The 13,031-nt window shown below is 52.9% G+C and carries 12 protein-coding genes; 3 read left to right on the forward strand and 9 right to left on the reverse strand.

From position 1 onward, the window contains the following. Positions 1-96 precede the first annotated feature (96 nt). The gene (locus tag D0B88_RS05060; protein WP_007638578.1) at positions 97-342 is read left to right on the forward strand and encodes a DUF2789 domain-containing protein; all 246 of its coding nucleotides are present in this window, start codon (positions 97-99) and stop codon (positions 340-342) included. Here D0B88_RS05060 and D0B88_RS05065 read toward each other — a convergent pair. Then, on the reverse strand, positions 309-833 hold the full coding sequence (locus tag D0B88_RS05065) for a TIGR02444 family protein (RefSeq protein WP_151055618.1): 525 nt from the start codon (positions 831-833) through the stop codon (positions 309-311). The genes D0B88_RS05060 and D0B88_RS05065 overlap by 34 nt on opposite strands. A 50-nt stretch (positions 834-883) precedes the next feature. Between D0B88_RS05065 and D0B88_RS05070 the strand changes: the two genes are divergently transcribed. Then, a complete protein-coding gene (locus D0B88_RS05070; protein WP_151055620.1) occupies positions 884-2,806 on the forward strand; it encodes an ATP-binding cassette domain-containing protein in 1,923 nt (640 codons plus the stop codon). Positions 2,807-2,888: 82 nt separating this feature from the next. Here the strand turns inward: D0B88_RS05070 and D0B88_RS05075 are convergent, their stop codons facing one another. The 3 genes from D0B88_RS05075 to D0B88_RS05085 form a co-directional block, all read right to left on the reverse strand. Further along, on the reverse strand, positions 2,889-3,452 hold the full coding sequence (locus D0B88_RS05075; RefSeq protein ID WP_151055622.1) for a hypothetical protein: 564 nt from the start codon (positions 3,450-3,452) through the stop codon (positions 2,889-2,891). A gap of 191 nt (positions 3,453-3,643) precedes the next feature. Next, entirely contained in the window at positions 3,644-5,206 is a 1,563-nt protein-coding gene (locus D0B88_RS05080) for a TerC family protein (RefSeq protein ID WP_198284731.1), read from the reverse strand. A 25-nt stretch (positions 5,207-5,231) separates the two neighbouring features. Further along, complete coding sequence (locus D0B88_RS05085) at positions 5,232-5,885, reverse strand: exopolysaccharide biosynthesis protein (RefSeq protein ID WP_040391008.1); 654 nt, start codon at positions 5,883-5,885, stop codon at positions 5,232-5,234. Between the two features lie 144 nt (positions 5,886-6,029). Between D0B88_RS05085 and D0B88_RS05090 the strand changes: the two genes are divergently transcribed. Further along, positions 6,030-7,202, forward strand: coding sequence for a GNAT family N-acetyltransferase (locus tag D0B88_RS05090; protein WP_225318537.1), 1,173 nt, complete (start codon positions 6,030-6,032; stop codon positions 7,200-7,202). A gap of 32 nt (positions 7,203-7,234) precedes the next feature. Here the strand turns inward: D0B88_RS05090 and D0B88_RS05095 are convergent, their stop codons facing one another. The 5 genes from D0B88_RS05095 to D0B88_RS05115 form a co-directional block, all read right to left on the reverse strand. Then, positions 7,235-8,725, reverse strand: coding sequence for a methyl-accepting chemotaxis protein (locus D0B88_RS05095; RefSeq protein WP_151055626.1), 1,491 nt, complete (start codon positions 8,723-8,725; stop codon positions 7,235-7,237). 263 nt (positions 8,726-8,988) lie between these two features. After that, complete coding sequence (gene ntrC, locus D0B88_RS05100; protein ID WP_007638565.1) at positions 8,989-10,425, reverse strand: nitrogen regulation protein NR(I); 1,437 nt, start codon at positions 10,423-10,425, stop codon at positions 8,989-8,991. Continuing rightward, on the reverse strand, positions 10,412-11,485 hold the full coding sequence (gene glnL / locus D0B88_RS05105) for a nitrogen regulation protein NR(II) (RefSeq protein ID WP_007638563.1): 1,074 nt from the start codon (positions 11,483-11,485) through the stop codon (positions 10,412-10,414). The genes ntrC and glnL overlap by 14 nt, the downstream gene beginning before the upstream one ends. A gap of 153 nt (positions 11,486-11,638) precedes the next feature. Continuing rightward, positions 11,639-12,175, reverse strand: coding sequence for a DUF4124 domain-containing protein (locus D0B88_RS05110; RefSeq protein WP_151055628.1), 537 nt, complete (start codon positions 12,173-12,175; stop codon positions 11,639-11,641). Positions 12,176-12,247: 72 nt separating this feature from the next. Beyond that, positions 12,248-12,922, reverse strand: a complete 675-nt coding sequence (locus D0B88_RS05115) for a ferric reductase-like transmembrane domain-containing protein (protein ID WP_225318538.1) — start codon at positions 12,920-12,922, stop codon at positions 12,248-12,250. Positions 12,923-13,031: the final 109 nt, after the last annotated feature.

Here is a 13,031-nt window from a genome sequence, read left to right on the forward strand (position 1 = left end):
GGGCGCTCTGTACGCTCCTTTTTTTATGAAAAAACAATTGAACGTTTCCCCGAAAGGAGATTCATACTTTAAGGGATATAACACGGAGGATCTTTTATGAATCAACAACCCATGGGCATGCCGGAACTCTTTTCCCAGCTGGGCTTGGATAATGACTACGCGGATATCGCGCAGTTTATCCAACATCACCCTTTACCCGCCGATATACGCCTTGCCGATGCCAGTTTCTGGACACCATCCCAACGCGCCTTTCTGCGTGAAAGCTGGCAGCAGGATTCCGACTGGTGCGAGCTGGTCGATCAACTGGATCAAATGCTGCGCAAAACGCCAGTCAAACACTGAACCAGGGAATCTATTGCGCCGCGCTTTACACCCGCGTCATCCAGATAGCGGCGCAAATTCCTGCCTTCAAATTGTGTGTTCCCAATAGCCATCGGTTTTAGGCCGTTAGGCTGTTGCAACCACTGCTGGGTCAGGTCTTGTAATTGCATTTGCAATTGCTGCTCGGCGGCCAGCTCGGCTTGTTTGATATGTTTGCGCACCCCCTCAATCACTTCGTTCTGAATACCAAATTCCGCCTTCATGCGCTTGCGTAAATGGCGCAAAGGCACCACGTAATGATGATCCCAGCCGCGAGTGCGGCGTTGGGCTTCGTGCAGATGGGCATCGTCCAGCGCCAGCCCTTTGCATTCCAGCCATACACACCAAAGCAATAAATTCACATTGATGCCCTGCTCATCCTGCAGGCGTAAACAGGTATCTGCGACGTCGGGTTGCGCATAGAGGGCGAGGGAAAAATCCCACAGGGAATCGAGTTGGGCAGGTGTGGGCATTGCAGAATCCGCTAGCAGGGGTTTAGGGCAAGTCTGCTAGAATGCGCGCCATGATTCAATTACAAAACGTCTCCGTTCAGCGCGGCACCAAATTCCTGTTGGATGGTGCTGACCTCACTATTTACCCTGGCCAGAAAGTCGGTTTAATCGGCGCCAATGGCACAGGCAAATCCACTTTATTCCAACTGTTGCTCGGCCAATTGCACAGTGATACCGGCTCGCTGGATATCCCCAAGCAGTGGCGCGTCGCGCACATGGCGCAGGAGGTTGGCCACACCAGCCGCAGTGCGCTGGATTATGTGCTCGATGGCGACAGCGAATTGCGCCGTTTGGAGCGCGCCATTGCCACCGCCCTGCAGGACCCGGAACACAACGGCGAAGCCTTGGCACATTTGTATAGCGATATGGAAAATATCCACGCTTACACTGCGCCGTCGCGCGCGCAGCAATTGTTAAATGGTTTGGGTTTTGCCCCGGGTGATGACCAGCGTCCGGTATCGGATTTTTCCGGTGGCTGGCGTATCCGTTTGAACCTCGCGCAGGCGCTGATGTGTCCATCGGATTTACTCCTGCTCGATGAGCCGACCAACCACCTGGATTTGGATGCAACCCTGTGGCTGGAAGAGTGGCTCAAACGCTACGCCGGCACCTTGATTATCATTTCGCACGATCGCGACTTTCTCGACAATATTGTCGATCGCATTGTAAATATCGAAAAACAAAAACTCGATAACTACAGCGGCAACTATTCCGCGTTTGAACGTCAGCGCGCGGAAAAGCTCGCACAGCAACAGGCGAGTTTTGAGAAGCAACAAGAGCGTATTGCCCACGTCGAAAGTTATATTCGCCGTTTCCGTGCGCAGGCGACTAAAGCGCGTCAGGCACAGAGCCGGATTAAAGAGTTGGAGCGCATGGAAAAAATTGCGCCCGCCCATATCGATTCGCCGTTTACCTTTACGTTTAAATGTCACGACAAAATGTCGGTGCCGTTAGTGCATATCGCACGCGCTGATATTGGCTATAAAAATGATCAGGGCAACAAAGTTATTTTGAATAAAGTCGAGCTGAGCATTCGCGCGGAAACGCGTATTGGTTTGCTCGGCCCTAACGGCGCGGGTAAATCCAGTTTGGTAAAAACCCTCGCCGGTTCGCTGCCTTTGCTGAGCGGTGATCGCACTAACGGCGAACATTTCAAGCTGGGTTATTTTGCGCAGCATCAATTGGAAGCGCTGGATATTAATGCCTCCGCCGCGCTGCATATCCAGCGGTTAGCGCCTATGGCGCGCGAGCAGGAAATTCGTGATTTCCTCGGCAGTTTTGATTTTCACGGCGACCGCGCGTTTGAACCTATCACCCATTTTTCTGGCGGTGAAAAAGCGCGTTTGGCGCTGGCGATTATCGCGTGGGAAAAACCTAACGTCTTATTGCTCGACGAACCCACCAACCATTTGGATTTGGAAATGCGTCACGCACTCACCATGGCGCTGCAGGAATTTGAAGGCGCGGTGATTGTGGTATCGCATGATCGCCATTTGTTGCGCAACACCGTCAATGAATTTTGGCTGGTTGCCGATGGCAAAGTCGAAGAGTTTGACGGTGATCTTGAGGATTATTACCAGTGGATGCAACAGCAAAAAACCACGGCGGCCGCGGTCGAAAAAGAAAAAGTCATCAGTGCAGAGGGCGGTGATAAAGTTGATAAAAAAGCCCAGCGCCAACAGTCCGCAGCGCAACGCGCGCAACTAAAACCGCTCACCAATAAATTGAAAAATCTGGAAGCGCAGCTGGAAAAACTCCAGAAACGATTAAGTGAAATTGAAAACCTGTTAGGCGATAGCAGTATTTACGATGATAAAAATAAAACAAAATTGCAGGAGCTGATTGCCGAGCAGGGAAAACTGCAAACGCAACTGGAAGAAACCGAAGAAAATTGGCTGATGATCAGTGAAGAGCTGGAGGCGGCAAACCAATAGCAGTCAATTTTTTCCAATAAAAAAGCCGACAAAAATGTCGGCTTTTTTATTGGTGGCACAGTCCAGAATTCACCCTGGAGAATTAAAAATTCATGCGCACGCCCAACGCAATTTCTGAGGCTTCTGTACCCAAACCAACATCCGCGGTTGCAGCAAAGTTGCGTGCGAACCAGTAGGCAAGGCCACCACTTAATACGGTGTTGCCATCAAATGCAGTGTGGTGGGCCAGTTGTGCTTTTGCTTCCACTTGTTGATTGATAAAACCACGCAGACCAACGGCAGCAACGATACCCGAGTCGCTGTCATAATGATCAATATCAACATTTTCTACACTCAAGGTACCGTACAAACTTGAATCGGCGCCAAACAATGTGTGGTAACCAATACCCACGCTCAGTGCTTCAGCGCCACAGCGGCCATCGCTCAGGTCACTAAAAGAACCCACGGCAAAAAAATCGCTGTTCAATTCCAGGCTGCCGCTCAGGCGCAAACCGTCTTGATCACAGTTGCTGTCATCAATGTCCTGATTTACAAATTGCAGTGCGGCGTAGTTGTAACTGATGGGCGAATTTGCCAACACATTTACGCTGCCGAATAAACCTGCCGCTGCGATAACCAAGCCCATCTTTTTGATTGATGATTTCATAAAAATTCTCCAGTAAGGTCTTCAAGGGTGATACTAATCTGCGCAAATGAACAATAACTGAATGTTCCTCGGCACTAATTTTGTGGCGGCATTATCTGCAGATTTTGTGCGCCAGTCGGTGCGCTGGGTCTCGTACGATGACACATTTTTCATCTTATTTAGCCCATACACAGCGAGTGACGGTTTTTTACTCAATATCCAATTTGCGGTGTGCCCAGATCGTTGACGAGCGGTGTGGCACACACCTGCAGAATGCGGCGGCCTTCCATACTTTTGATTTGAAATTCATAACCCGCGAGCAAAATTTGTTCATCCACCACGGGCACATGCTGCAGTTGTTCGAGCAGTAAACCCGCGAGGGTAAAATAATCGCCATCGCCGCGATCCAGTTTAATGTGCAACAGCTCTTCCACTTGATCGAGGGCGATACTGCCGTCCAGCCACCAGCTATTGTCGCGCGCGACCGCGAGCGGTTGGTCGTTGGTATCGGCTAATTCACCGGCAATCGCCGCGAGCAAGTCGCCGGTTGTGACCAGACCTTTAATGCTGCCGTATTCGTCAATCACAATGGCGAGCGGCAAAGGCTCCTGACGCAGCATTTCGAGCACTTTGAGCGCACTGGTGCCTTCGGGTACCGCGAGCGGCGAGAGTGCCAGTTTGGCCAAGTCGAGCGGTTGATTGTCGAGTGCGGCGGTGAGCAAATCGCGGCTCTGGACTACGCCCAGCAGGTTGTCCAGTTCGTCGCGGGCGACTAATAGGCGGGTTTGCGGGGTGGTTTTCAGAATCTCCAACAACTCTGCCGGGCTGGCGTTCGCATCCACCCACACAATATCGGGGCGCGGCGTCATGAGTGATTGCACCGGGCGATCTGAGAGCTGCAGCACGCTGCGAATCATGCTGCGCTCGCTGTGTTCAAAGGCGTCATCTTCACCGCGATGGGCGGTCATGCCGGCGATATCCTCGCCCACTTCGTCCGCATCGCCACGGCCACCCAGCAGTTTCAAGACTGCTTCAGCGGTTCGGTCGCGCAAGGGGCGTTCGCCAATCAGGTGGCGGGTGCGGTTGGAGCGCGCTAACTGGTTGAAAACCTCAATCAATATAGAGAAGGCGATAGCGCCATACAGGTAACCTTTGGGGATGTGGAAGCCGGCACCTTCGGCTACCAGGCTGAAACCAATCATCAGCAGGAAGCCCAAACAGAGCATCACCACGGTGGGGTGACGGTTGACAAAATCGGTGAGCGCCTTGCTTGCTACGATCATGATAATCATGGCGATAACCACCGCAATCATCATCACTTCCACGTGTTCAACCATGCCCACGGCGGTAATCACGGCATCGAGCGAGAAGACAGCATCCAGCACAATAATTTGCGCGACTACCGCCCAAAAGGCGGCGTGAACCTGACCTTTGCGTGCGGTGATGGCCTTACCTTCCAGGCGCTCGTGCACTTCGACTGTGGCTTTAAAGAGGAGGAATATTCCGCCCAGCAACAGGATTAAATCGCGCCCGGAGAGGGATTTATCAAAAATACTGAACAGCGGTTCGGTAAGTGTCACCAGCCAGGAGATGCCCAGGAGCAACAGCAGGCGCATCAGCAATGCCAAACTGAGGCCGATAACCCGCGCTTTGTCGCGCTGGTGCGGGGGAAGTTTGTTGGCGAGAATGGCGATAAAGATCAGGTTGTCGATCCCCAGCACAATCTCAAGCACGATAAGGGTTAAGAGTCCCAGCCAGGCGCCGGGATCAGCCATCCATTCCACGTTTATAGCCTCAGAATTAAAACATCCGCTCGATAACCAGCAGGGTAGTTTTAAAAATCACCCATGCCAGGCCACCCAACAGTACCCAACTTGCAATACCCAGTGCGATACCGGTAAGTACACACACACCATCGGTTTCAATCAGGCCGAGGGCAATAAATAATATCCCCAGGGCGGGCATGAGATTCCCCAAGGGAATCGGCAGGGCCAGCAACAGTGCGAGCACGGCACAGAAAGCACCTAGCCAGCGCTCGGCGTTACCCGCCGTGAGAAAAAGAATGCGCGGTTTCATGAGCCGCTCAATACGCTTTAGCCAGGGCACTACCTTGTTAATCAGTGCTTTGAAATCGGTGGTGGCCAGTGAACTATTGGCAATCCAGCGCGGTAGATATACCCGTTCATGCCCCAACGCCATTTGCACCGCCACAAATAAAAGTGGCAGGCCGGTAATCGTTGAAACACCGGGAATACCCAAAATGGGCAGTGAATTGGGGAGGGCGAAAATCAGCAGAATAAAACCGAAGGAGCGCTGGCCGAGGGAATCAGTGATATCACTAACTTTTACTCTCTCGGCACTGACGTTGGCGGCAAAATCCAATAGCAAGGAGGATAAACTGACACTTGAATGACGTAGCACTGGCAGCCCGGGGTCGGGATCAGACATAGACATTGAGTAACCAATAGTGACTAAAGTGCGCCGATTCTACTGCACTCATGGTGACAATGACCAGCAAGCCTATTTGTGGTTGCGTAACTTTACCGATGGTGGCCTGAATCTATAAGGTTGCCTTTCCCTTGCGATGGAGCCACTGGCGTGCAAATTCGTTTTATCAGTTCAATCCTGTTGGTGGATGCGGGCAGCTGGAATAGGCTTTGCCCGCCAGATTACCCCTTTGTCCGCTATGAGTTTCTCTGTGCGCTGGAGACCAGCGATTGCACCTCTGCCCGCAGCGGCTGGCAGCCGCACTATCTGCTGGTGGAGGCCGATGGGCGGTTGATCGCTGCCATGCCGGGTTACATCAAAACCCACTCTTATGGCGAGTATGTATTCGATTGGGCCTGGGCTGACGCCTATCGTCGTCACGGTTTGGAGTATTACCCCAAGTGGATTAATGCGGTTCCTTTTACTCCCTGTTATGGGCCGCGTTTGTTGTGCGCGCCCGAGGCGTCGCTAGCGGAGCTGCTGGCGCAGATTGCCCCCGCGCTCAATGCTGAGTGTGCAAGCCAAGGCCTTTCCGGTTGGCACTGCCTGTTTCCCGATGGCGCCATGAGTGAGCAGTTGCGCACCCAGGGGTTGATGCAGCGCTTGGGGTGCCAGTTCCATTGGGTTAATCAGGGGTATGCCGGGTTCGAGGATTTTGTCGCCAGTATGAGTGCACGCAAGCGCAAAAATATCCTCAAGGAGCGCCGCCAAGTGCGGGAGCAGGGGTTTGTGTTTGCAGTAAAAACCGGCAGCCAGCTTGGCCCTGCCGATTGGGAAACCTTTTACGCCCTGTATCGCACGACTTATCTCAAACGCAGCGGTCACAGCGGCTATTTGACGGAGGATTTTTTTCGGCAGTTGGGCGCCAGCATGAGCGAGAATCTGGTGCTGATTAGTGCCAGCAAAAGTGATGACCCGCAGCAGCGTACTATCGCCGCCTCACTGTTTGTGCGCGATAGCTCCACGCTTTATGGTCGCTACTGGGGTTGTTTTGAGGAGTATCAATTCCTGCATTTTGAAACCTGTTATTACCAAGGTATTGATTACGCCATTGCCCAGCAATTGCAGCGCTTTGATGGTGGCGCGCAGGGGGAGCATAAAATCGCACGGGGATTTGCGCCGGTGCTGACCTATTCTAACCACTGGATTGCAGAGCCCGTTTTTCGCGCTGCGATAGCGCAGTTTGTGGCGCAGGAGGCCGAAGGGGTTGTGCAGTATGCGGCCGAGGCTAGTGAACTTTTGCCGTTTAAAAGCATTGACCAGAACGACAAAATGGCGCCCTGAGGCGCCATTTTGGGTAGGGACGAGCCCTGTAGCTAGACTTTGAAACTGTCGATTTGTTTTTTCAGTTCGCTGGTTTCGTTGATCAACTGGCTGCCGCTGTGGTTGACCACCTGCGCGTTTTCCACCACGTTTTCAGACAAGCCGTGAATCGCCGTAATGTTTTTACTCACCTCATTAGCGACAGAACTCTGTTGATGGGATGCTGTAGCGATTTGGTGGTTCATGTCGTTAATAGTGCCGATATTGGCGCGAATTTTACCCAGCGCTTCACCCACTTTGGATGCGGTGTCGATGGTTTCGCGCGCCGAGGTGGTGCTGGTGTGCATCGCCTGATGTGCTTCATCGGCGGCGCGTTGCAGCTGCACAATAATGGATTCGATTTCCTCGGTGGACGAGCGGGTTTTCTGGGCGAGTGAGCGCACTTCATCGGCTACCACCGCAAAACCTCGGCCCTGTTCACCCGCGCGCGCAGCCTCAATCGCCGCATTCAATGCAAGCAGGTTGGTCTGTTCAGCGATAGTGCGGATTACTTCCATCACCGAGCCGATATTCACTGAGTTGTTTTTCAATACCTGAATTTTCTGCGCGGTGGATTCGATTTGTCCGGTCAGGCGGTTCACGTTTTCCAGCGATAAATTCACAATGGTATTGCCCTCTTCCGCCAGGATACTGGTGGCGTTGGTACGCTCGGCAGTTTCACCGGCATGGCGTGCAATTTCAGTCGCCGAGGCGGACAGCTCTTCTACCGCGGTGGCGACTAACTCAATCTCACGCAACTGTTGGGAAGTGGAATTAACGGTACTTTCGGTCGCGCGGCTCATGGTATTGACGTTGGCGCGCACCTTGTCATTTACCTGCACCACGTTGCGGATGATGTCGGCAATATGCTCCATCACCCGGTTGAAGTTGTGTGCAAGGGCGGCAATTTCATTCCCGCTATCGGTGGGCAAGCGACGGGTCAGGTCGCCACCACCGTCGGCAATAGTGGAGAGCGAGCGGGTCACTTCATACATGGGTGCCAGCACCATGCTGCGCACCAGGAAGTAAACCGTCAGCAAGCTCACCGCCAGCAGGGCGATAACGGTTAACGAGTTGGTTTGAATTTGATCGGCTAAAGCATCAGTCATGGATTGACTGCTAAAGGTAATGTCGTAGCTGCCAATGGTATTGCCGCCATACACAATAGGAATGGCTTGGCGGACTATTTTCCCTTCGCTGCTATCGTCGTCGGCCGCTTTAGCCAACGCCTTGCCGCGGTGATCCACAACATTGACGGAGGTGATGAGGGAAGTATTCACCAGCGATTTGGCAATCGCCTCGATTTGTTGGAAATCATAAGCAAACACTGCTTCCAGAATGGAGCTGTTGGTGAGCTCCACCATGGCCGCTGTCTCGCTATCGAGTTTGTTTTGCAGGTCGCTGGCGGCAATGCGGTAGTTAACAAAAATTACCAGCAGCGCAATGGCTGTCATTACCAAAAACAAGAAGGTCATTAATTTTGTAAGTAAGGATTTTTGTATCATGGTTCCCCCCGAATTAATTCGGTTTATAGCGCTTATTGTTGTTTGAGCCGTTGTGTAATCACTATTGCGGCTTCTGGCCAGGAATCTTGAGCGGCTGGGTTCCGCTGCCTTGGTCATGATCGCAATGTTGATAAGTGTTGTGAGTATAGACACAGCTAACAGAAGCTGCGCGCACAGGAGGGGAAAAGTAAGAAATGATTTAGGCGCCAACCGGGTTGGCGCCTACTGGGGGAATACAATCGCGTCAGGTTGAGCGGTTGAGCTTAATCTTCACCGTCGCCATCCGGGTCATTGCCTCCTGCCATACCCAACTCTTTGAGTTTACGGGTGAGGGTATTGCGCCCCCAGCCGAGCAGGTTGGCGGCGTCGCGCTTGCGCCCGGCGGTGCTTTTCAGGGCGGTCTCAATCAAGGCGCGCTCAAACGTAGGTACGGCTTCGCTGAGCAGTTGGTGCTGGCCCCGCGCCAGCGCTTGGTCGGCCCAGTGACGCAGAGCCTTTTCCCAATCGTCGGCGGGAGTGGAGACTTCTTTGTTGTCGAGCAGCTCTGGTGGCAAGTCTTCGATATGCACTTCGCGCCCGGACGCCATCACTGTGATCCAGCGACAGGTATTTTCCAGCTGGCGCACGTTGCCTGGCCACTGTAGGGTGCAGAAATACTCTTCGGTTTCCGGCAGCAGCACCTTGGGGTCAACATTTAATTCAGTCGCCGCTTTGTGCAGGAAGAAGCGCGCCAGTTTGGGAATGTCTTCGCGGCGGTTGGCGAGTTTGGGGATATGGATGCGGATAACGTTGAGGCGATGGAACAAGTCTTCGCGGAAACGGTTGTCTGCGACCAGAGTTTCCAGATTCTGGTGGGTGGCAGCGATGATGCGCACATCGACCTTCACCGGCGTATGACCGCCCACGCGATAAAATTCACCGTCAGCCAATACGCGCAATAAGCGGGTTTGGGTTTCGGCGGGCATATCGCCGATTTCATCGAGGAACAGCGAGCCGCCATTGGCCTGTTCAAAACGCCCCTGGCGTTGTGCGGCAGCGCCAGTAAACGCGCCTTTTTCGTGCCCAAATAGTTCGGATTCCATCAAATCTTTAGGAATCGCCGCCATGTTGAGGGCGATAAACGGTGAGTTGCGACGGGGGCTGTGGCGATGCAGGGCACGTGCCACCAGTTCTTTACCGGTACCCGATTGACCGTTGATCAGCACGGTAATGTTGGATTGCGACAAACGGCCAATGGCGCGAAATACTTCTTGCATCGCCGGTGCTTCACCGATGATTTCCGTATTGGTTTCCAGCGCTGTCTCGGTACCGTGATCTGACTTTTGCTCCTGGGCATGGGCGAGGGCGCGCTGGGTCACGGCAACGGCATCATCCACATCAAAAGGTTTGGGCAAGTATTCAAACGCACCGCCTTGGTAAGCAGCGACGGCGCTATCCAGATCCGAGTGGGCGGTCATAATGATGATCGGAATTTGCGGGTGGGTCGCATGCAGGTTGCCGAGCAGGGTCAGGCCGTCGGTGCCGGGCATGCGAATATCGCTGATGATCGCATCGGGTGCATCGCGATTGAGCTGGCTCATGGCGCTATCCACCGACTCAAACAAGCGCGTCTCTATATGCGCTTGCTGCAGGGCCTTTTCCAGAACCCAGCGAATGGAGCGATCGTCATCGATAATCCAGACTTTATTAGACTTCTGCATGGTAGGTTTCCATTGGTAAGTAAAGCGAGAAGCGGGTATTGCCCGGCTCGCTATGGCACTCGATGAGGCCATGGTGCTGATGAATGAGATGTTGCGAAATGGTCAAACCCAAACCCGTGCCCTCGGCGCGGCCGGAAATCATGGGGTAAAAAATGTTTTCGATCATGTGCTCGGGTATGCCCGGGCCATTGTCGATAATGTCGATGCGGCAAATCAGGCCGTGGTGTTTGCGGCCAATGGTGTATTGGCGCTGGATACGGGTGCGCAGTTGGATCACCCCGTTATCCACCTGTGCCTCGGTAAGCGCCTGCATGGCGTTGCGCACTATGTTTAGCAGCGCTTGAATCAGCATCTCCTTATCACCTTGCAGTTCAGGAATACTGGGGTCGTAGTCGCGCACGATTTTGATCGCGTCGTCGCTTTCGGCCTTGATGATATTGGCCACCCGCTCAATCGCCTCGTGGATATTGAGTGATTGCCATTTGGGCAATTGATTGGGCCCGAGCATGCGATCCACCAGATTGCGCAGGCGATCTGCTTCATCAATGATGATGCTGGTGTATTCGGTCAGGCTGCTGTTGGGCAGTTCACGCGCCAGCAGTTGCGCCGCGCCGCGAATGCCACCCAGCGGGTTTTTGATTTCATGAGCCATACCCCGAATCAGGTTGCGGCTGGTCTCGTGGGATGAGGTCAGCATCTCCTCGCGGCTGATGCGCAATAGGCGGTCGATCGGCTGGATTTCAATAATTAACCCATCGTGATTGCCAAAAGGGGTTACGGTGTAATCCACTGTAACCGAGCCACCGCTGAGCAAGCGCCATTCCGCATGGCGTTTGGTGTAATGATTGGCTTGGGTTGCCGCCATTTTAAGTTGGCGGTCAGTTTCATCGGACTCGTAAAAGAAATAGGTGATGGGTTCGCCGGTATTGCTCTCGCAGCTCATAGCCAGCAAGGCTTCGGCGGCGGGGTTCATATGGCAAATCAACAAGTCCACATCCACCAAAATAATGGCGGTACTGAGACTATCCAATATGGGCTTGTAGATATTGTGCGAGTTCACCGGCTTTTGCTCTCCTGAACGCCCTGACAATGGGCAACTAGGCTACTGCAAAAACCAAACCAAGTTAGCAATCGGCATGATCCCGCAAATTTAGCCTGAAAAACTATCCATAATGGTGAATAGCGGGAAAATCATAGCACCAAAATGGTGCGCTTATTTGGGGGTGGGCTTTGGTGGGGCATTCTTTTTGATAACAGGGCGTATTACGTTAACAATCACCGGTGCCGATGTGCCCAATGATTGCCCATTCACGTCGATGGCTTCGACAACCAGGGTGTGGGTGCCGCGCGGCACATCCTTCACGATGATATTGTTCATCGTGGTCTCCTCCAGTAGTTCACCATTCATAAAATACACCAGCAGGTGGCCCTCCCGGAGGGCAGGCTGAAGTACGGTGGCAATGGCCAGATCGCGCTGGCCAACCGGAATAGTGACATCAGAGCGGGGGCTAATAATCTCAATCCGGTAGTCCACCTGCGCCGGGCGCGAGTCTACCGAAATGGCTGGTGATGAGTTGGGGAGTGGCTGGGCGCCGGGTACGGTATTGATTTCGCGCAGTTCCAGCTTTTCGGCATTGTCGGTTTTGGGTTTGTCGGTATAAACCGTGCGGCCATCCTTATCGACGGTTTTGTAAACTTCCGCTGTAGCCAGCGGAGCAATGAGTATTAACAAAAGCCACCAGACGCGCATTGCACTCTCCCATTAGGTTGATTTGCCCTAGGTTACTCGCGCTGCGCCCAAAGAAAAAGCCCGTCGCGCGCTTTAGCCGCTACGGTGAGTCAGTTCGGTTTGGCTGCGTCTGTTGGCTTGCGCCAACTTGCCGACAAGACGGATTGCCACTGCAGCGCAGATGATGCCAAACGGTAGCAGGTACCAATCACTCATGGGAATGCGCTTGAAATTAGCAAAGGCGAAAACGGCGACGATGATCCACATGCCTATCGAATGCAGCCTTTTCCAGGCTTTTGGTCCCATGAGTTTTGCAGGTGTTTTGAACGAGGTGATCGCCATTAACACTATAAATACATAGGCCAATGTGCCGGGGATATTATCGATAACAGACCTTGCTGGCCAAAATCCTGTATGCAGCTGTCCATAGAAATAGATCAACACAGCGTGAACAAAATGGGAAAAAGCAAAGGCTAAACCAATAAAACGCTGCTCACGCACCAGAGCTTTGGTGAAGGGGGATGGTGTTAGTACGGCGAAAGCAGAAGCCGTAAATGCGGCGATAAATAACACGAAAGAGGAGCGCGCTGTAGCGCGGATTGCACTGCGTAACCCCTCTACCAGATCCGGCTGCATCGCTACCGCCAAGCCGGTCATAACAAGGATTAATACAGCGCTCACATGGAAGAGTTGCCAGCCTTTATACATCTGGCTTGAGAATAATCTCTGAATGGTCATGCCGATAGCGAAGCGGGTAAGTTGGCTCATTGCATCGATTCCTTTTAAGGTTAATGGTCAAGCAAAATCAGGCGCTAGAGGTTTTTTGTGTCAGTAAGGGCATTATCTAGCAATGATCAGTACGAATTGATGCAGTTTG

It is taken from the genome of Cellvibrio sp. KY-YJ-3, assembly GCF_008806955.1.
Lineage (GTDB): Bacteria > Pseudomonadota > Gammaproteobacteria > Pseudomonadales > Cellvibrionaceae > Cellvibrio.